This window comes from Burkholderia sp. BDU5 (assembly GCF_001522845.1).
Taxonomy (GTDB): domain Bacteria; phylum Pseudomonadota; class Gammaproteobacteria; order Burkholderiales; family Burkholderiaceae; genus Burkholderia; species Burkholderia mayonis.
Genome location: NZ_LOWC01000171.1, coordinates 115719 through 133211 on the forward strand (window position 1 = coordinate 115719; position 17493 = coordinate 133211).

The following is a 17493-nucleotide window of genomic DNA, read 5'->3' on the forward strand; positions in this document are numbered from 1 at the left end:
GTTGGTTTTATCGGATCAGTAATCGATCTGCGGCACCTGGAACGCGCCGCGCAGCGATTTCAGCTCCGCGCGGTGCAGCTCGGCGAGCCGTGCGAGCACGCGCTCGCCGGCCGGCTCCAGATGCACTTCGACTTGCCGGCGATCGGTCTCGCTCGGCTTGCGCCGGACGAGCCCGACCGCTTCGCAGCGCGTCACCAGCGCGACGACGCCGTGATGCTGCGCCTGCAGCCGCTCGGCGAGCTCGCCCACCGTCGCCCAGTCGCGCTCGGGATAGCCCTTGATGTGGAGCAGCAGCAGGTATTGCAGCGGCGTGATGCCCTCGCTTTGCGCGGCCCGCTCGGAGAAGCGCTCGAAGCGCCGCATCTGATAGCGGAATTCGGAAAGCTGTTCGAAGTCTGCCTTGCGCAGCTCGCGTGCCGGTTTCGTCATCGACGTTCCAACGTGATCGAAAAGTGCGCAAATATATCATAATGTGATGTATTTTGACGGCATCCGGCGTGCTCGAATTCATTGTGCCGATTCCTTGCGCGATTCCTTGCGCTTACGCGGCGAGACGCACCTGCGACTGCCGATAGAGCCCGGCGATCAGGTCCGCCTGCGTGACGATGCCGGCGAGCGTCTGGTTCGCGTCGACGACCGGGATGTGGTGGTGGCCGTGATCGGCGAAGAGCGGCACGAGCTCGGCGATCGGCGTCGTCGTGCGCACCGTGTGCACGCGCGTGCTCATCACCGTCCGCGCGACGAACGCCGGGCCGGCGAGCGTGCGCGGCAGCCGCGCGGACAGGCTGCGCAAGAGGCTTGGCGTCGCGTACGGCGCGGCCCTCGACAAGTCCGCGCGCGTGACGATGCCGACGACGCGCGTATTCGCATCGACGACGGGCAGCGCCTTGATCCGGTGCCGGTCGAGCAGCGTCATCGCGGCGGGCAGCGGCGTGTCGGGCGCAATGCTGATCGTCGGGCGCGTCATGATGTCGGCGCACGACAGCTCGTCGAACGTGCGCGCGTACGCGCGCAGCTCGGTTTCGCGCAGCAGCGATTCGAGGTCTTCCGGCGCGACGTCGAGCCATTCGCTGCGGCTTTTCAGCACCGCTTCGAGATCGGCGCGCACGAAGCGCGCGTGCAGCGGCGTCACGGCCGCATCCGACTTCGGTTCCGGCTGCGGCTGCGCGCCGCCGTGCGGATAGCGGTGGCCGGTGAGTGCGTGATAGACGAGCGCCGCGCCGAGGAGGGCGGCCGATTGCAGCGCGATCGGCTCGACGACGAAGCGAAAGCCGAGCGCGTGCACGGCCGGGCCGCCGACGACCGCCGTCAGCGCGACCGCGCCCGACGGCGGATGCACGCAGCGCAGCGCGAACATCGCGCCGATCGCGCACGCGATCGCGAGCGACGCGGCGAGCACGGGATCGGCGATCCATTGCGCGCACCCGACGCCGACCGTCGCCGCGACGAGGTTGCCCCCGATCAGCGACCACGGCTGCGCAAGCGGGCTCGCCGGCACCGCGAACAGCAGCACGGCCGAAGCGCCCATCGGCGCGACGAGGAGCGGCACGTCGCCCGGAATGCCCGGCAGCATGCGCATCGCCACACCGACGCAGCCGATGCCGGCGAGCGCGCCCGCGCACGAACGCAGGCGTTCGCGCCAGCCGAGCGTCACCGGAATCGGGACGAAACGCAGGAGCCAATGATGAAGGCGATGACGAAACACGAGAGACGAAGACAAGGTCGGACTGCCGTAGCGTAAAGGGAAGGTGCGCCGGTCGGTCGCGCGCCGAGCGCGAAATTATATGTCATTGTGATACAAATTGCCGACCTCGCCGAGCACGGGGCCGGCTGTCGGCGTTTCGGGATGCGGGAAAATGGGCGCGAGCGAGCGCGCCGGCGCGCATCGGCGTACAATTTCGCCGATCTGATCCCGACGAATCACATAATTTGCCGTCCCCGATGCCCGCCTTCCGCCTTCCCATGGCCTGCGCATCCGGTCGATCAGCCGCCTTCCGGCCGCGTTCAGCGGCGCTTGCCGCATCTCGCCGGCCATCGTTTCTCATCCCTACCCGAAGCCAATCCCATGGACATGCTCGATAACATGCGCCTGTTCGTGCGCGTCGTCGAAGCCGGCAGTTTCACCGCGGTCGCGAAGGAAATCGACGCGACCACCGCTCAGGTGTCGCGTGCCGTTTCGAATCTCGAAGCGCACGTGCAGACGCGCCTGTTGCACCGGACGACCCGTCACCTCGGGTTGACCGAAAGCGGCCAGCGCTACTTCGAACGCGCGAAGTCGATCCTCGCCGAGATCGACTACGCGAACGCCGAGGCGCGCAACGCGCTACTGCGGCCGAGCGGCAAGCTGCGCATCCATGCGATGACGGGGCTCGGGCAGAGTCACGTGGTGTCGTCGATCGTTCGCTATCAGGAGGACAATCCCGACGTGTCGGTCGAGCTGACGCTCGCGCAGCGGATGCCGAATCTCGTCGAGGAGGGCTACGACGTGTCGATCGTGTCGGCATCGCATCTGCCCGATTCGGGCTACGTCGCGCAGACCTGCGGGACGAGCTGCAGCGTGCTCGTCGCGTCGCGCGAGTATCTCGCGCGGCACGGCACGCCGACGACGCCGGAGGCTCTCGCGAAGCACGTGTGCCTGCGGCTCGACACGCCGGCGTCGCCGGGCGGCGAATGGCGGCTCGAGCGCGACGACGGCGACGAGACCGTGTATGCGCTGCCGCCCGCGCCGTTTCAGGCGAATGTGCCCGATGCGCTTTCGGTCGCGGTGCGCGCGGGGCGCGGGATCGGCTCGATCGCGCTGTACACGGCGCTCGACGACATCCGCGAAGGGCGGCTCGTCCGCGTGCTGCCGAACTATCGGCTCGACACGCTGAGCGTCTACGCCGTCTATGCGACGCGCCGCTACCTCGACGCGAAGATCCGCACGTTCCTCGATCATCTGCGCACGACGTTGACGCCCGCGCTCGCCGAGGACGTCGTGGAGCTCGACCGGCTCACGCGTGCCGCCGCCCAGCCGGCGCGCAAGCGCGCGTGAGCGTGAACGTGTGAGCGGCTGCCGCGTTCCGTGCGCGCAATGATCGCAACGCAACGCGAACGGCGCGGGCCCGGCGGCTCGCCGCCGAATTCGACAGAGGGAGACGTGAAGCGAAGCCGCGCGCACCGGACGGTGCCGACGCGCGCGGGCGGCGTCAGTGCGTGACCGACAGGAACAGGTAGGCGGCGAACAGCGACAGGTGCACGACGCCGTGCAGCACGGTCGTGCGTCCCAGGCTCAGCGTGAGCGTGCTGACGAGCAGCGTCAGCGACAGCAGCACCGTCTCCATCCCGCCGATGCCGAGCGTGAGCGGGGCGCCCGTCGAGATGAACACGGCCGCGACGGTCGGGATCGTGAGGCCGATGCTCGCGAGCGCGGAGCCGAGCGCGAGATTCATGCTCGTTTGCAGCCGGTTCGCGCGCGCCGCGCCGACCGCGGCGAGCCCTTCCGGCAACAGCACCAGTGCGGCGATCACGATGCCGACGGCCGCTTCGGGCGCGCCGAGCCTGAACACTGTGCGCTCGACTGCGGGCGACAACAGCTTCGCGAGCAGCACGACCGCGATGAGGCTCACGAACAGGAACACGATGCTCGTGAGCGTGGTGCGGCCGCTCGGCGGCACCGCGTGGACGGATTCGTCGGCGCTGCCGTCGATCAGGAAGTAGTCGCGGTGACGGACCGTCTGCACGAACACGAACATGCCGTACAGCACGAGCGACGACACGCCGGCGAACGCGAGCTGCGACGTCGACAGATGCGGGCCGGGCGCGGCGCTCAGGTAGTTCGGCATCACGAGCGACAGCACCGACAGCGACGCGAGCACCGCGAGCGCCTTCGTCGCGCCGCGTCCCTGGAAGTCCTGCTCGCCGTGCTTCCAGCCGCCGACGAGCAGGCACAGCCCGACGATCCCGTTGCAGACGATCATCACCGCGGCGAACACGGTATCGCGCGCGAGCCCGGATTTCTCGGGGCCGCTCGTCAGCATCACCGACACGATCAGCGCGACCTCGATCACGGTGACGGCGATCGCGAGCACGAGCGTGCCGAACGGCTCGCCGACGCGATGCGCGACGACTTCGGCATGATGGACGGCGGCGAACACGGCGCCCGCGAGCGCGGCGGCGACGATTACGATGACGAAGCCTTCGGCCGGCACGACGCGCGACAGCGCGAGCACCAGCCAGGCGGCGAGCGGGGCGGCGAGTGTCCAGCGCGGGAGGGCGGGCGATGAGATCGGCATGGCGTGTCCTTGGTCGAGGCGAGGCGCGAGCGGGGATTCTAACAGGCGGTCCGGCGCCGATATCCGGCAAGCGGCCGCGCGATGCGGCGCGGACCACGCAGACGGCCAAGCCGAAACACGCCGCCGTCGCGCCGCCGACGGTTGCGAGAACTGTAAGACATCTCGATGGCCGGCGGGCGTCGCGGTGCTGCCCGCGGGCGCGATTTCGACGACCGCGACGGGCAAGGCGAAGCGGGTGATCGACCGGCGCGGCGAGGCGGCGTGAAGGCGGCGGCCGCGTGGCGGCGCGCATGCGGCCGGCCGTTTTGCGCGCCGCGCATGCTCTACAATGGCGCGGCCGCGCGCGGCGTCTCTCAACCTTTCGTCTTCCCGGCCACTCGATGATCGTCGACCGCCTGATCTCCGAAATCCTGTTCGGCTTCACCGGCCTCATGGGCATCATCAATCCGTTCGGCATCGCGTTCCTGTTCCTCGAACGCACCGAGTCGCTCACCGAATCGCAGCGCGCGGCGCTCGCGCGCAAGGTCGCGATCAACGCGTTCATCGTGCTGCTCGCCGCGTTCTTCGTCGGCACGCCAGTGCTGCATTTCTTCGGGATTTCGCTCGAGGCGCTGCGGATCGGCGGCGGCCTGGCGGTTGCCGTCGCCGGCTGGCAGATGCTCAACCAGCCCGACGTGCCGAGCGGCGGCGACACCGCGGCGCAGCCCGTCGAACCGCGCAACGCGATGGCGCGCGCGTTCTTCCCGCTGACGATTCCGCTGACGACGGGCCCCGGCTCGATCGCGACCGCGATCGCGCTGAACGCGAACCGCACGCACAAGCTGTCGGAGTTCTTGCTGTCGAGCATCGTGTCGGTCGCGGTGTCGGCGCTCGCCGCGCTCGTGATCTGGCTGACGTACAGCCGCGCGGCATTCCTCGCACGCTACCTCGGCAGCGAAGGGACGAAGGTTGCGATGCGGGTGTCGGCGTTCCTGCTGCTGTGCGTCGGCGTGCAGATCATGCTGACGGGCTTCTCCGAGTTCCTGCAGCCGCTCGCCGACCAGATCAAGTGATCGACGCGGCGTGACGCGCGGCCGGACCGGCCGCGCGCGAGAAGACGCTCAGCGTGCGGCCGCGAGCATCGGATAGGTGAACAGGCCGAAGTGCGCGAGATTCAGGCCGACGTGCGCGAGCACCGCGGCTTGCAGTCCGCCCGTGCGATACGCGAGCCCGTAGCCGATGCCCGCGACGGTCGCGAGCGCGATCCATTGCCAGCCCCCTGCGGCGTGCGCGGCGCCGAACAGCAGCGCGGCGGCGACGAGCGCGACCGCGCCTGCGGCCGGTACGCGGTTCGCGAGCAGCCGGCTCAGCCCGCCTTGCAGATAGCCGCGGAACAGCGCTTCTTCGGCGAAGCAGACGAACAGCAGATTGTTCGCGAGCCACAGCCATGCGGAGTCGGGCCACTTCGGCGCCCAGCCGACGAGGCCGACGCCGAGCGCGAACACGAGGCAGACCGCGGAGGTCGCGACGGCCGCGACGATCCCCGTGCGCCATGCCCGCGCGCGGTCGTCGATCGGCTGGAGCCATGGCAGCACCCACAGCAGCCAGAAGCCGGCGAGCGGCTTGTCGAGATTCACGTACATCGTAAACGGCGCGGCGTCGGGCGTGTAGCGCACGGGGCCGATCACGCGCGGGTTGTGAAAGCCCGGCAGCCAGTGGAGCATCAGCGCGACCGCGAGCACGACGAAAACGACGTGTCCCGCAACGCGGACGGCCGCGGGGCGCTGGGGGGCGACTGCGTACGCCGCGGCCGCGAGGAGCGCGATCGGCGCGAGCGCGACGGGTGCCATCAGGCCGGTCGCAAATGCCCCCGCATAGCCGAGCGCGCCGAGGCCGATGCTCGCCGCGCGCAGCTTCGGAATCCAGACGGCCGCGAGCGCGGCGACGAAGAGAGCGGCCCATGGAGCCGCGAGCCAGAGGGTATTGCCAGACATGAATCGCACCACGAATGATCTGATGAAAGGCCGCACATCATAACGCGTTCGTGGTCGCGAGCCGGACGCTCGTGGCGCGGACTCGCATCGGAGGCGGTGCGGCGCGCGTCGAATCGTCTGTTTTCCGGGCCATGCGGCGCGCCGGGCGGCGTCGTCCGACGTTGCCGCGCCCGCGCGCGTCGGGATCGCCGAGTGCGGATATCGGGCGCGCTCCGGCTCCAGGCTAACGCGCCACCCACGCGAACAGCCGTTGTCCATACCGGGCGCCGGCAACCGACGCGAGCACCGCGACGCCGACATTCCAGACGAGAATCATCGCCGTCGCGTCGATCGGATGGAACAGCGACAGCGCGACCGCGGACAGCGCGGAAACCGCGAGCCCGCCCGCCGTCGCCACCGGCATCGGCGCGAGTCGCGCGACGTGGCGCGACATCAGCAGCAGGGCGAGCGACAACGGCACGCCGACGAGCGTGAGCGTCGCGAAGCAGCGCAGCGTTTCGCCGGGCGATATGCCATTCGGCCCGATCTCGACCCAGTCCGTCAGGCAGCCGTAGCCGATCGTCGACATCCAGACGAGCAGCGCGGGCGTCGGCAACAGCAGCCATCGCAGCGAGCGTCCCGGGATGCCGACGACGAACGCGGCGACAGCCGACAGCACGCCGGTCAGCATGGCGGCGGCCACGCGCGTCGCGAACATCGGCTCGTGCAGCTTGAGCGGCAGGTCGGGCCGCGTCCGGTGCGCGACGGCCACGCACACGAGCAGCGCCGCCGCGAACAACAGCCATCCGGCCGCCCGCCAGGTCGGCGCGTGCAGGCGCCGGACCGGCGCGGCATCGGTCACGAGCGATTCGATCAGTGCGCCGGTCGACCTCATCGGCCATTTCCCCGTTGTTGCAGCAGCTTGCGCAGCGTCGCGACGCCGCGATGCACGGCGACCTTCAATGCGGCGACGGTCATCCCGGTCGCCAATGCGGCTTCCTTCAACGACATCTCCTCGAATTTCAGCAGACGGATCGCGTCGCGCTGTCCGGCCGGCAGCCGGGCCAGCATCTCGCGCAGCACCGCGGCGTCGGCGGCTTCCTCCATAAGATTCGCTCCGACGCCGGGCAAGGTTTCATGCTCCGGATCGAGCGGGATTTCGCGAGCGGCCGCGCGTCCCGAGCGGCGCAGCGCGTCGACCACGCGCCGGCCGGCGATCGCCACGAGCCACGGGCCGAACGGCCGCTCGGGCGCGTACGTGTGACGCATCTGATGAAGGGTGATCAGGATGTCCTGCACGGCATCCTCGACGGCATCCGGATGGACGCCGTGGCGGGCCGCGAAGCGCCGAAGGTACGGCGCGACGCTGTCGAGCAGGCGGCGGTACGCGCCGCGATCGCCTGCCTGCGCGCGCGCCATCAGCGTCGACCAGTCGGGCGAGCCGTCGGCGCGGATCGCGGTGTGCGCGCAAGCGTCGTCTCGCGCGCTGGGGGCGGGGGGCGGCTCGCTCGCCCGGAGCCGCGTCCCGTCATGATGCATTTCGTCGGTCATGGTCGTCCACGCTCTGCGTCGGTGGCGCGGCGCAAAAAATCTTCGTTGCGCCGCGTAACCTTTTGTCGCGCCGGCGCGAAATTTCTGACAAGGTCGCATCCCCGCGATCGCAAATCCCCTCTCAGGAGAAGACACCATGAGCAGATCCGCTTTGACGATTTCGTCGCTGTCCGCCGCGATCGGCGTCGCGCTCGCGATGCAGGCCGCGCCCGGGCAGGCGCAAGGCATGAAGGACATGAGCGGCATGCCGCAGATCGTGAAGGACAATATGGCAAGGATGGCGCAAAACAAGCTCGAGAAGTGCTACGGCATCAATGCGATGGCGAAGAACGACTGCGCGGAAGGCGCACATTCTTGCGCCGGCCAGGCGAGCCAGGCGCGCGACCCGAAGTCGTTCGTGCTGCTGCCGGCGGGCGATTGCAGCAAGATCTCGGGCGGCATGCTGAAGGCCGGCTGACGCGCGCCCGATCATGAGCACGATCCCGGCGCGGATGCGCCCGACGCCCGGTGACGCATCGCCCGGCGCGATTGCCGGGCGAGCGGGCATCGGCCTGCGTTTTCGCCATCATCGGGCGGTGCTCGACGAGCGGCCCGCCGTCGCATGGTTCGAGGTGCATACCGAGAACTACATGGGCGGCGGCGCCGCGCCGCGCGTGCTGGACGCGATTCGGCGCGACTATCCGGTGTCGCTGCACGGCGTCGGGCTGTCTCTCGGCAGCGCCGACGGGATCGACGCCGCGCATCTGGCCCGCGTGCGCGACGCGGTCGCGCGCTACCAGCCGGCGCTCGTGTCCGAGCATCTGTCGTGGAGCGCGGTGGGCGGCGCGTATCTTGCCGATCTGCTGCCGCTGCCGATGACCGAAGAGGCGCTCGACGTCGTGAGCCGGCACGTGGATCAAGTGCAGACGGCGCTCGGCCGGCGGCTGCTCGTCGAGAATCCGTCGACCTATCTTCGCTTCGCGCATTCGACGATACCCGAGTGGGAATTTCTGGCGGCGCTCGCGCGGCGCACCGGCTGCGGCATCCTCTGCGACGTCAACAACGTCTATGTCAGCGCGTGCAATCACGGCTGGAATCCGCTGACTTATCTTGCGGCGCTGCCGCCCGCCGCGATCGGCGAGATCCATCTTGCCGGCCATCGCATGGTGCGGCTAGACGGGGGCCGCGTGCTGCGCATCGACGATCACGGCTCGCGCGTCGCGCCCGCGGTTTGGGCGCTGTATCGCGTCGCGCTGCACAGCTTCGGCGCGGTGCCGACGCTGATCGAATGGGACACCGACGTGCCGCCCGTCGGCACGCTGATGCAGGAAGCGGCGATCGCCGAGTCGGCGCTGGAGGAGGTTCGACATGAATCCGCGAACGCCGACGCTGGCTGAATTGCAGTGGGCCGTTCGACGCAGTCTGTCCGATGGCGGCGCCGCCGGCCCCGAGGCAACGGACTGGGTGCTGCCGGACGGGCTGGCGCCGGCCGCGCGTCTGCGCGTCTATCGGAACACGTCCGCGAGCGTGCTGCGGGACGCGCTGCGGCTTGCGTTCCCCGCGACGGAGCGGGTGGTGGGCGCCGCGTTCTTCGAAGGCGCGGCCGGTCTTTTCGCTCGTGCATCGCCGCCGGCGAGCGCGTGGCTCGACGCGTATGGCGCCGAGTTTCCCGCATTTCTCGCGCGGATGCCGGAGACGGCTTGCGTGCCGTATCTGGCGGACGTCGCGCGTCTCGAATGGCAGGTCGATCTCGCGCTGCACGCGCCCGATGTGGCGACCCTCGATCTCGCGCGCCTTGCGCGACTCGGCGAACCGGCGCTTCGCGCGCTCCGGCTGCGGCCGCATCCCGCCGCGCGGCTGCTGCGCAGCGCGTATCCGGTCGACGCGATCTGGCGCGCGGTGCTCGAGCAGGACGATCGTGCGCTGCGGCAGATCCGGCTCGACGACGGCCCCGTGCATCTGCTCGCGCAGCGCACCGACGACGGCGTCGACGTGCTGAGGCTCGACGAGGCGGATTGGCGCGTCGCGTGCGCGCTCTTCGCGGGCGAGCCGATCGACGCCGCGCTCGCGAACGCGCCGCAGGCGGACGCGCATGCGCGCTTCGCCACGCTCTTGTCGCGCGGCTGCTTCGCCGATGCGGCGGCGCAGGACGGCGACATCGACTCGACGCACGGGGGATCGCGATCATGACTCGCCCGATTCGAACCGGCGGCATCTGGCGCGCCGAGTGCAAGGCGGGGCTGTTGCGCGTCGCGCAGCGGCTCGAACGCGTGCCTTACTGGCTGCTCGCGATTCCGCTGCGGCTGGCGGTGGCGACGATCTTCTGGAATTCGGCGATGACGAAGCTCGCGAACTGGGACACGGCGCTCGCGTTGTTCCGCGACGAGTACCGGCTGCCGTTGCTGCCGCCCGAGCTGGCCGCGTACGCTGCCGTGTCGATCGAGCTCAGCACGCCCGTGCTGCTCGTGCTCGGCCTGGCCACGCGGCCTGTGGCGGTGGCGCTGCTCGGCATGACCTCCGTCATCGAGATATTCGTGTATCCGCAGGCGTGGCCGACGCACATCCAGTGGGCGGCGATGCTGCTCGTGCTGCTGTGTCGCGGCGCGGGCACGCTGTCGGTCGATCATTGGTTGTGGCGGCGCTGGCTGCGCCCGGACGTGTCGGCGACGGTTGGCGGGGCGTAGGCGAGGCGGATCAGGCCGAGCGTCGGCCGCGCCAAGCGCGAGCTCGCTGCGGGGAGAAAGCGATGAACGAGATCGTGCGGGAATCCGTGCTGACCTGTCCGCACTGCGGTTTCGCGCGGGAGGAAACGATGCCGGAGGATGTCTGCCTGTTCCATTACGCATGCACTGCTTGCGGAGCGCTGCTGCGTCCGCGTCCGGGCGATTGCTGCGTGTTTTGCTCGTACGGTTCGGTGCGTTGTCCGTCCAGGCAGCGGACATCGGAGTCCGACGATTCGGCCTGTTCTTGACGATGGGCCAGCCGCCCGGCGTCGAGCACTGCGGCGTGCACGCGGTCCCGGCTCGGGGCGCGATGTCGCGCTCGACGGCGCGGCGCGAACGCCGGCGACGTCGTGCGCGACGCGCTTGCCCGCAAGGCTTCCGCCGCTTGGCGGGCGATGGCTCCGATTCCGCCGCGCAACCGCCGACATCGCTCACGCGGCCGGCTTCTCCCCGACGACGAATTCGAACGACGCGACGCCGTCGACGCCGCCCGTCACGCGGTCGCCCGGCTGCAGCGCGGCGACGCCCGCCGGCGTGCCGGTGAAGATCAGGTCGCCGGCGCGCAGCTCGATCGCGCGCGACGCGTAGCTGACGATGTCGGCGATGGGCCAGATCATGTCGGCAAGGTCGCCTTGCTGGCGCGCGTCGCCGTTCACCGCGAGCCAGATCCGCCCGCGCTGCGGATGGCCGATCGATGCGGCCGGATGCAGCGCCGTCAGCGGACCCGACGCGTCGAAGCCCTTCGCCCAATCCCACGGCCGGCCCGCTTTCTTCGCTTCAGCCTGCAGATCGCGTCGCGTCAGGTCGACGCCGACGCCGTAGCCCCACACGTGGTCGAGCGCCGAATCGGCGGCGATCGCGCGGCCGCCGCGGCCGATCGCGATCACGAGCTCGATCTCGTGATGCAGATCGGACGTGAGCGTCGGATACGGCACCGTGCCGCTCGCGGGCACGATCGCGTCGGCGGGCTTCGAGAAGAAGAACGGCGGCTCGCGGTTCGGATCGGCGCCCATCTCGCGCGCGTGGTCCGCGTAGTTGCGGCCGACGCAGAACACGCGGCGCACCGGAAAGCGCGCGGCGGAGCCGGCAATCTCGACGGACGGAACGGCAGGCGGCGCGAAAACGTAATCGGTCATCTTCTGATCTCTGAAAGGGTTTCGGAAAGCGAAAACGGAAGCTGCGGTCTTCGGAAGCGGGACGCCCGGCCGTGCATCGCGGCAGGCGTCGGCGACACGTCGACGATAGCAATGCGGCGCGCACGGCGATGCGACGGATGTGTCGTCTTCATGGACAAAACTACGCGCGCGGCTTCGCGGCCGCCCGGATCGCGCCTTTTGCACCGGCGGCGTCCTTCGCATCCTCGGCGGCTCGCGCGACGGCGGCGTCGGGTGCGCCGTTCGCGTCGCGGTAGTCCTTCGGCGATACGCCGACGCACGCGCGAAAGCGCCGCGAGAAATACCCTTCGTCGCGAAAGCCGACCGCGTGCGCGACGTCGGCGATCCGCCGCGTCGTGTGCGCGAGCAGCGACTGCGCGAGCGCGATCCGACGCTCGGTGACGAGATCGGTGAACGTGCTGCCGGTTTCCTTGCGGATCAGATGCGCGAGGTAGTTCGGCGACAGGAACGCCGCGCGCGCGGTGCCCGCGAGCGTCAGTGCGTCGTTCGTCAGGTTTGCGCGCACGTGACGCAGCACGCGCGCAAACGCGTCGCGGCGGCCCGTGCGGTGCGCGCCGTTCTGCGCGAGCTTCGTGAGCGGCCCCGCATACTGCGTGCAGACGAGTCCGATCAGCTGCAGCAGGTAGCCGCGCAACAGCGGCGCCGAGCCGAACGTGCGCGCGCGGTCGGTTTCGAGCATCCGCTGCGCGAGGCGGCGCGCGTCGTCGAACGCCGCGCCCGTCAGGATGAAATCGAGGTGCTCCTGGAAGCGGAACGGCGCGAGCTCGGGCGCGCGCTGCGCGGACACATCTTCGAGATCGAGCGGATCGACGTCGAGGTCGGCGCGCAGGAACGCCAGCGAAAAGTTGATCACGACGAAGTGCGCGCCCGGCGGGTGCGGAATCAGATGCTCGCGGTGCGGCAGCACGAACGCGAGCGCGCCGCGTGGAAACGGGCGCGTGACGCCGCCGATTTGCTGCTCGGTGTCGCCGCCGAGGTTGAACTGGATCTGGAAATACGCGTGCCGGTGCGGCTCGGTGATCGCCCGGCGGGCGGCCTCGTCGCGGATGTAGAAGTCGAGGCGGTCGCTGCGCTCGGGCATGCCGTACGTGCGCGGCTTGACGGTGGATGGCATGGGCGGTCGGGGCGGTCGTGATGCGGGTCTTGCAATCGGCCGCGCGCGGCGGGGAATCGTCAGATTGTCGCAAAAATGCGTGAGCGCGGGGGCGGGCCGGCTGCGGCATCGCGTCTGCTGTCGATGCCGCGTGCAGGCTGTCGCTTCGGCATGGCGGCTTGCGTTGCTTCGGCGCACGTGCGGGGCGGCGTCGCCGGGCGTCCATGCGATGGGAGACGCCGTCGCGCAAACCGCCATTTTCTTCAACTGCCGGAACGGCGATTCTTGCATTGCCTCAGGGGGCTGCTTTCATGTGGCCGCCCGGCGAAACCGCCGCCGAAACCGGCATGCGTATCGAGCCCCGGGCGGATGATCGCGCGCCGCTATTTTGACAGACATCGCGATGGTCGCCCGCAACCCGTAATCCGCAACCCGCAACAGCAATCGGCAATCCGCTCACGACCGCTCGGCAGGCGCGCAACCGCGGCCAGGTTGGCGTCGACGCGCGCCGCCCAACTCCCGAAACGGTTCCACCGCGTTTTCCGGAACGTGTCCCAGGCGCGATCCGGCCTATCTTTGTGGTTACGGACGTCCGGAAGCGTCGGAATAAAGCGCGCCCGACGAACGTTCTTGTACACATGGGCGCCGCACGCCGCGGCGTGCGAGCGGCGTCCGAACGCAACAGGCGCGCCGCCGGGAGGCGGAAATGACATCGACACGGGTTCTTTCGGCCGTATTCGCGCTGCTCGCGCTGATGCTGTCCGCGGGCTGCGCATCGTCGGACGACATGTCATCGTCCGGCCATGCCGCGCCGACGAGCGGCTACGGCAGGGGCAGCGGCGGTGGCGGCGGCTATTGACGACGGCGCTGCGCGTGAGCTTCGAAACGGATGTGGTCGGCTGGCTGCCGCAGTTGCGCCGCTATGCGCGCGCGCTGACGGGCGATCCCGCGTGGGCCGACGATCTGGTGCAGGACACCGCCGAGCGCGCGCTCGCGCGAATGCGCGCGTTTCGCCCTGACAGCAACCTGCGCGCGTGGCTGTTGACGATCCTGCGCCATCTGTACATCGACCAGTTGCGCGCGCGCCGCGAATTCGCCGTCGACGAAGACGACGGCCCGTGGCGCACGCTCGAAGCGCCGGCCGGCCAGGTCGATGCGCTCGTGCTGCGCGACGTGCAGCGGATGCTGTACCGGCTGCCGCTCGAGCAGCGCGAAGTGCTGTTGCTCGTGTGCGTCGAGGAACTGAGCTATCAGGAGGCGTCGACGGTGCTTGGCGTGCCGGTCGGCACGGTGATGTCGCGGTTGTCGCGCGCGCGGGAGCACATGCGCGCGCTGCTGACCGACGCGTCGCAGCGACGACCGTTGTCCTTCACCACAGCGAGAAATCATCGATGAGCGACGATCTCGATCCCACTGTCGCGCCGGAATTCGACGAACCGGGGCTGCTCGCGTTGTCGGCGTTCGTCGACGGCGAGCTGCCGGAGGCGGAGCGTCGCGCGATCGCCGAGCGGCTTGCCGACGATGCGCGCGCGGCGGACGTCGCGTCGCACTATCGCGCGCAGCGCGCGGCGTTGCGCGCGCTGTTCGCCGCCCCCGCCGCGCAGAGCAACGGCCCGTGCGTCGTGCTGCGCGTGCGCGCTCCTTGGTGGCGTCGCGCCGCGTTCGCTGGCGGCGCGCTGGCGGCGGGCGTCGCGCTCGGGTGGTTGGGCGGCGCGGTCGCGCCGCAGTTCGCGCCGGAATTCGCGGCGCCCGCAGCCGCGCAGACGGTTTTCGCGCGCCAGGCGAATCTCGCATACGCGGTTTACGCGCCCGACGCGCGGCACCCGGTCGAGATCGCAGCCGGCCGCGACGGCGCGCTCGCCACGTGGCTGTCGGCGCGGATCGGCCGGCGAATCGTCGCGCCGTCGCTCGACGAATACGGCTTCGCGCTGCTCGGCGGCCGGCTGCTGCCGGGCGCGGCCGGCCCCGCCGCGCAGTTCATGTACGAGAGCCCGGCGGGGGGGCGGCTCGCGCTCTACGTGAGCGCGTCCGCGCAGCACGAGACGGCGGTCGAGCTGCTGCGCGACGGCGAGCGGCGCACGTTCTACTGGGTCAGCGATCACACCGCGTACGCGCTGTCCGGGCAGCTCGCCGAAGACCGGCTGCGCGCGATCGCGGTCGATGTCTGCGGCGAGCTCGGCGGCCATCCGGATCGATGGCGGTAGGCGCGAGCCGGAGTGTGACGTCGATGCGGCAAAGAGGCGATCATGGGTGCGGCAGGCTCATGCGGGAAAGCAGTCGCGACGCTCGCGTGCGTCGCCGACGGCCACTTCAGCCGGACGTCGTTCGGACTGTCGCGCTGGCTGCCCGCCGTCGGCGACGACGTGCGGATGCGGATCCAGGCCGAATTTGTCAGGGCGCGCGCGGATCCGTAGCCGGCGCGCCCGTTTTCTTCGTTCAAGGAGAGTCATCATGATCAAAATCCTGCTGGTCGCGATTGCGTGCGCGGCGCCGGCCGCGGCGCTCGCGGAGCCGCCGAGGGCGTCGAACGGCATGGTCGTCGACGGCGGCGGCATGACGCTCTACACGCTCGACCGGGACACGATGCCCGGCAAGAGCGTGTGCGTGGGCGGCTGCGCGGCGAACTGGCCGGCGGCGCTCGCCGATCCGTACGACAAGCCGGGCGGCGACCTCGGCCTCATCGCCACGGAGGGCGGCAAGCATCAATGGACGTACAAGGGGCATCCGCTGTATCGCTTTTCGGGCGATAAGCAGCCCGGGCAGCGCAACGGCGACGGCTTCGGCGGCATGTGGCATGTCGCGAAGCCTTGACGGGCGCGGCCGCATCGCCGGCACGGCGGGCGACGGCGGGTGAGCGCGTGCGCCGCGCGCTGCCCGGGGCGGCCGTCCGCGGCGGCGCACGGTGAAACGGGAAAGGGGGCGCAGCCGCGGCCGCCGCCGGACAGCGCCGATCGTTCGGGACGCGAATGCGGTCGCGTACGCGAGCGCGACTGGAGGCGACGGCCGCAAGCGAAGCGCCGCGCGGCTGGGCGAGCGCATCGGCGGGCGCGCGTCCGGACCGGCAGGCGGTCATGGCGAGCGAAGACGAAAAGAAAGTGGCGGCTGTCCCGCAGATCGCGACGACACGCTCGCCGCACGGTTGCAAGCTTGTATATAATAATCATTCTCATTTACAAAACCGCATCCCGGCGCGACGATCCGGGGGAATCACGTCCATGCCGGCCAACACTCTGCCTTTGCAGCGAGAGATCGCTGCGCTCTACACCGGTCATCGCGGCTGGCTGCACGGTTGGCTGTCGAAGAAGCTCGGCTGCGGCGAACGCGCGGCCGATCTCGTCCACGACACGTTCATCCGCCTCCTCGCACGCGACGAGCCGATCAGCGCTGCCGAGCCGCGCGCGTTCCTGACGACGGTCGCGCAGCGCGTGCTGTACAACCACTGGCGGCGCGAGCGGCTCGAGCGCGCGTATCTCGACGCGCTCGCGCAATTGCCGGAGGCAGTCGCGCCTTCGCCGGAGACGCGCGCGATCCTGTTCGAGACGCTGCTCGAGATCGAGCGGATGCTCGACGGGCTGCCCGCCGCGGTCAAGCGCGCATTCCTGCTCGCTCAGCTCGACGGGATGACGCATGCGCAGATCGCGGCCGAGCTGCGCGTGTCGCTCGCGACCGTCAAGCGCTATCTCGTGAAGGCAGGCGCGCAGTGCTACTTCGCGATCGCCGCATGAGCGGGGCGGAGCGCGTCGGCGGGCCGCCGGCGGTGCCCGCGCCCGTCGCACGGCGTGCGGTCGAGTGGTGGGTCGAGCTCGGCTCGGGCCGCGCGACCGACGCGACGCATGCGCGCCTCGCGCGGTGGCGCGCGGAGGACCCGGCGCACGATGCCGCATGGCGGCACATCGAGACGGTCAACGGGAGACTCGGCCGCGTCGCCGACACGCTGAGCGCGCAGGCCGCCCGCGCGGCGCTGCTGCCGTCGCGCTCGCGCGGGCGGCGCGCGGCGGTCAAGTCGCTCGCGGTGCTGCTGTTCGCGGGCGGCGCCGCATGGACCGCCGGCACCTGCGTGCCGTGGCGCGCTTGGGGCGCGGACGTGCGCACGGCGGTCGGCGAGCGGCGCACGGTCACGCTCGCCGACGGCACGACGGTCGTCCTCAACACCGACAGCGCGATCGACGTTCGCTTCGACGACACGACGCGCGGCGTGCGCCTGCTGCGCGGCGAGATCATGGTGACGAGCGGCCGCGACGCGGCGCGCGCGGCCGCGCGTCCGCTCGTGATCGCGACCGCGCACGGCGACGTGCGGCCGGTCGGCACGCGCTTCTCGGTGCGCGAGCGCGGCGAGGCGACGCGCGTCGACGTGTTCGAAGGCGCGGTGCGGATCGCGCCGCTGCGCTCGGCCGGCGAGCCGCGCGTGATCGCAGCCGGGCAGGGCGCGGACTTCACGCGCGATGCGCTCGTCGGGCCGCCGCGCACGATCGGCGGCGATGCGGGCGCGTGGGCCGACGGGATGCTCGTCGCGTCGAACCTGCGCCTCGCCGACCTGCTCGCCGAGATCGACCGCTACCGCCCGGGCCGCGTGCGTTGCGACGCGGCAGTCGCGAACCTCCGCGTGTCGGGCACGTACCCGCTCGACGACCCCGACCGCATCCTCGATACGCTGCGCGAGACGCTGCCCGTCGACGTCGAATACGCGACCCGCTATTGGGTGACGGTCGTCGCGGCGCGCGAATGAGCGCTTCGGGAAAAAATCTT

21 protein-coding genes and 2 pseudogenes are annotated in these 17493 nt (G+C 70.4%); 14 read left to right on the forward strand and 9 right to left on the reverse strand.

The genetic code is table 11. The features are described from left to right. Positions 1-15: 15 nt before the first annotated feature. The 3 genes and pseudogenes from WS69_RS28630 to WS69_RS28640 all read right to left on the reverse strand — a co-directional run bounded on the left by WS69_RS28630 (position 16) and on the right by WS69_RS28640 (position 2045). Entirely contained in the window at positions 16-429 is a 414-nt protein-coding gene (locus tag WS69_RS28630) for a MarR family winged helix-turn-helix transcriptional regulator (RefSeq protein WP_059474006.1), read from the reverse strand. Positions 430-541: 112 nt separating this feature from the next. Next, positions 542-1720: an HPP family protein gene (locus WS69_RS28635; protein WP_059474007.1), complete on the reverse strand. Its 1179-nt coding sequence runs from the start codon at positions 1718-1720 to the stop codon at positions 542-544. Positions 1721-1780: 60 nt separating this feature from the next. Then, positions 1781-2045, reverse strand: a pseudogene (locus WS69_RS28640) (hypothetical protein). Positions 2046-2065: 20 nt separating this feature from the next. Here WS69_RS28640 and WS69_RS28645 point away from each other — a divergent pair. After that, positions 2066-3034 carry a LysR family transcriptional regulator gene (locus WS69_RS28645; protein WP_059474008.1) on the forward strand — a complete coding sequence of 323 codons (969 nt, stop codon included), beginning with the start codon at positions 2066-2068 and terminating at the stop codon, positions 3032-3034. Positions 3035-3188: 154 nt separating this feature from the next. Here WS69_RS28645 and WS69_RS28650 read toward each other — a convergent pair whose 3' ends face one another. Then, on the reverse strand, positions 3189-4274 hold the full coding sequence (locus tag WS69_RS28650) for a calcium:proton antiporter (RefSeq protein WP_059474009.1): 1086 nt from the start codon (positions 4272-4274) through the stop codon (positions 3189-3191). Positions 4275-4654: 380 nt separating this feature from the next. On the opposite strand from WS69_RS28650, the gene WS69_RS28655 reads away from it, so the two are divergent. Beyond that, positions 4655-5326 carry a MarC family protein gene (locus tag WS69_RS28655; RefSeq protein ID WP_059474010.1) on the forward strand — a complete coding sequence of 224 codons (672 nt, stop codon included), beginning with the start codon at positions 4655-4657 and terminating at the stop codon, positions 5324-5326. 48 nt (positions 5327-5374) lie between these two features. On the opposite strand, the gene WS69_RS28660 is transcribed toward WS69_RS28655, so the two are convergent. From WS69_RS28660 to WS69_RS28670, 3 genes are all read right to left on the reverse strand, one after another. Continuing rightward, positions 5375-6283 carry a CPBP family intramembrane glutamic endopeptidase gene (locus WS69_RS28660; RefSeq protein ID WP_331457991.1) on the reverse strand — a complete coding sequence of 303 codons (909 nt, stop codon included), beginning with the start codon at positions 6281-6283 and terminating at the stop codon, positions 5375-5377. Positions 6284-6470: 187 nt separating this feature from the next. Then, positions 6471-7121: an NrsF family protein gene (locus WS69_RS28665; protein WP_059474012.1), complete on the reverse strand. Its 651-nt coding sequence runs from the start codon at positions 7119-7121 to the stop codon at positions 6471-6473. Further along, positions 7118-7777 carry a sigma-70 family RNA polymerase sigma factor gene (locus tag WS69_RS28670; protein ID WP_059474013.1) on the reverse strand — a complete coding sequence of 220 codons (660 nt, stop codon included), beginning with the start codon at positions 7775-7777 and terminating at the stop codon, positions 7118-7120. The genes WS69_RS28665 and WS69_RS28670 overlap by 4 nt, the downstream gene beginning before the upstream one ends. Positions 7778-7913: 136 nt before the next feature. Between WS69_RS28670 and bufA1 the strand changes: the two genes are divergently transcribed. From bufA1 to WS69_RS32675, 5 genes are all read left to right on the forward strand, one after another. Beyond that, entirely contained in the window at positions 7914-8234 is a 321-nt protein-coding gene (bufA1, locus tag WS69_RS28675) for a BufA1 family periplasmic bufferin-type metallophore (protein WP_059474014.1), read from the forward strand. Between the two features lie 13 nt (positions 8235-8247). Next, complete coding sequence (gene bufB / locus WS69_RS28680) at positions 8248-9153, forward strand: MNIO family bufferin maturase (protein WP_442854928.1); 906 nt, start codon at positions 8248-8250, stop codon at positions 9151-9153. Continuing rightward, positions 9125-9946 (forward strand): HvfC/BufC N-terminal domain-containing protein, encoded by an 822-nt coding sequence (locus tag WS69_RS28685; RefSeq protein ID WP_059474016.1) that lies wholly within the window; start codon positions 9125-9127, stop codon positions 9944-9946. The genes bufB and WS69_RS28685 overlap by 29 nt, the downstream gene beginning before the upstream one ends. Further along, on the forward strand, positions 9943-10440 hold the full coding sequence (locus WS69_RS28690) for a DoxX family protein (RefSeq protein WP_059474017.1): 498 nt from the start codon (positions 9943-9945) through the stop codon (positions 10438-10440). The genes WS69_RS28685 and WS69_RS28690 overlap by 4 nt, the downstream gene beginning before the upstream one ends. A gap of 62 nt (positions 10441-10502) precedes the next feature. After that, complete coding sequence (locus WS69_RS32675) at positions 10503-10727, forward strand: GDCCVxC domain-containing (seleno)protein (protein ID WP_082716570.1); 225 nt, start codon at positions 10503-10505, stop codon at positions 10725-10727. A 183-nt stretch (positions 10728-10910) separates the two neighbouring features. Here the strand turns inward: WS69_RS32675 and WS69_RS28700 are convergent, their stop codons facing one another. Together WS69_RS28700 and WS69_RS28705 are read right to left on the reverse strand one after the other, a co-directional pair. Beyond that, positions 10911-11615 carry a fumarylacetoacetate hydrolase family protein gene (locus WS69_RS28700; RefSeq protein WP_059474019.1) on the reverse strand — a complete coding sequence of 235 codons (705 nt, stop codon included), beginning with the start codon at positions 11613-11615 and terminating at the stop codon, positions 10911-10913. A 160-nt stretch (positions 11616-11775) separates the two neighbouring features. Continuing rightward, positions 11776-12735: a helix-turn-helix transcriptional regulator gene (locus tag WS69_RS28705; protein WP_059474057.1), complete on the reverse strand. Its 960-nt coding sequence runs from the start codon at positions 12733-12735 to the stop codon at positions 11776-11778. 718 nt (positions 12736-13453) lie between these two features. Between WS69_RS28705 and WS69_RS32680 the strand changes: the two genes are divergently transcribed. The 7 genes and pseudogenes from WS69_RS32680 to WS69_RS28730 all read left to right on the forward strand — a co-directional run bounded on the left by WS69_RS32680 (position 13454) and on the right by WS69_RS28730 (position 17473). Next, positions 13454-13606: a hypothetical protein gene (locus WS69_RS32680; protein ID WP_082716572.1), complete on the forward strand. Its 153-nt coding sequence runs from the start codon at positions 13454-13456 to the stop codon at positions 13604-13606. 14 nt (positions 13607-13620) lie between these two features. Continuing rightward, positions 13621-14142 carry a sigma-70 family RNA polymerase sigma factor gene (locus WS69_RS28710; protein ID WP_059474058.1) on the forward strand — a complete coding sequence of 174 codons (522 nt, stop codon included), beginning with the start codon at positions 13621-13623 and terminating at the stop codon, positions 14140-14142. Then, positions 14139-14951, forward strand: coding sequence for an anti-sigma factor family protein (locus tag WS69_RS28715; RefSeq protein ID WP_059474020.1), 813 nt, complete (start codon positions 14139-14141; stop codon positions 14949-14951). The genes WS69_RS28710 and WS69_RS28715 overlap by 4 nt, the downstream gene beginning before the upstream one ends. Before the next feature lie 78 nt (positions 14952-15029). Further along, a pseudogene (locus tag WS69_RS33905) lies at positions 15030-15161 on the forward strand (YceI family protein); the annotation flags it as partial. A gap of 37 nt (positions 15162-15198) precedes the next feature. Beyond that, a complete protein-coding gene (locus WS69_RS28720) occupies positions 15199-15558 on the forward strand; it encodes a COG4315 family predicted lipoprotein (protein ID WP_059474021.1) in 360 nt (119 codons plus the stop codon). Positions 15559-15962: 404 nt separating this feature from the next. Next, positions 15963-16472: a sigma-70 family RNA polymerase sigma factor gene (locus WS69_RS28725; RefSeq protein WP_059474022.1), complete on the forward strand. Its 510-nt coding sequence runs from the start codon at positions 15963-15965 to the stop codon at positions 16470-16472. Continuing rightward, complete coding sequence (locus WS69_RS28730) at positions 16469-17473, forward strand: FecR domain-containing protein (RefSeq protein WP_059474023.1); 1005 nt, start codon at positions 16469-16471, stop codon at positions 17471-17473. Before WS69_RS28725 ends, WS69_RS28730 begins: the two co-directional genes overlap by 4 nt. Positions 17474-17493: the final 20 nt, after the last annotated feature.

Bases quoted from the DNA above. Each gene is read 5' to 3' on its own strand.
- WS69_RS28630 (WP_059474006.1), bottom strand. From the start codon at position 429: ATGACGAAACCGGCACGCGAGCTGCGCAAGGCAGACTTCGAACAGCTT.
- WS69_RS28645 (WP_059474008.1), top strand. From the start codon at position 2,066: ATGGACATGCTCGATAACATGCGCCTGTTCGTGCGCGTCGTCGAAGCC.
- WS69_RS28650 (WP_059474009.1), bottom strand. From the start codon at position 4,274: ATGCCGATCTCATCGCCCGCCCTCCCGCGCTGGACACTCGCCGCCCCG.
- WS69_RS28655 (WP_059474010.1), top strand. From the start codon at position 4,655: ATGATCGTCGACCGCCTGATCTCCGAAATCCTGTTCGGCTTCACCGGC.
- WS69_RS28665 (WP_059474012.1), bottom strand. From the start codon at position 7,121: ATGAGGTCGACCGGCGCACTGATCGAATCGCTCGTGACCGATGCCGCG.
- WS69_RS28670 (WP_059474013.1), bottom strand. From the start codon at position 7,777: ATGACCGACGAAATGCATCATGACGGGACGCGGCTCCGGGCGAGCGAG.
- bufA1 (WP_059474014.1), top strand. From the start codon at position 7,914: ATGAGCAGATCCGCTTTGACGATTTCGTCGCTGTCCGCCGCGATCGGC.
- bufB (WP_442854928.1), top strand. From the start codon at position 8,248: ATGAGCACGATCCCGGCGCGGATGCGCCCGACGCCCGGTGACGCATCG.
- WS69_RS28685 (WP_059474016.1), top strand. From the start codon at position 9,125: ATGAATCCGCGAACGCCGACGCTGGCTGAATTGCAGTGGGCCGTTCGA.
- WS69_RS28690 (WP_059474017.1), top strand. From the start codon at position 9,943: ATGACTCGCCCGATTCGAACCGGCGGCATCTGGCGCGCCGAGTGCAAG.
- WS69_RS32675 (WP_082716570.1), top strand. From the start codon at position 10,503: ATGAACGAGATCGTGCGGGAATCCGTGCTGACCTGTCCGCACTGCGGT.
- WS69_RS28700 (WP_059474019.1), bottom strand. From the start codon at position 11,615: ATGACCGATTACGTTTTCGCGCCGCCTGCCGTTCCGTCCGTCGAGATT.
- WS69_RS28705 (WP_059474057.1), bottom strand. From the start codon at position 12,735: ATGCCCGAGCGCAGCGACCGCCTCGACTTCTACATCCGCGACGAGGCC.
- WS69_RS32680 (WP_082716572.1), top strand. From the start codon at position 13,454: ATGACATCGACACGGGTTCTTTCGGCCGTATTCGCGCTGCTCGCGCTG.
- WS69_RS28715 (WP_059474020.1), top strand. From the start codon at position 14,139: ATGAGCGACGATCTCGATCCCACTGTCGCGCCGGAATTCGACGAACCG.
- WS69_RS28720 (WP_059474021.1), top strand. From the start codon at position 15,199: ATGATCAAAATCCTGCTGGTCGCGATTGCGTGCGCGGCGCCGGCCGCG.
- WS69_RS28725 (WP_059474022.1), top strand. From the start codon at position 15,963: ATGCCGGCCAACACTCTGCCTTTGCAGCGAGAGATCGCTGCGCTCTAC.
- WS69_RS28730 (WP_059474023.1), top strand. From the start codon at position 16,469: ATGAGCGGGGCGGAGCGCGTCGGCGGGCCGCCGGCGGTGCCCGCGCCC.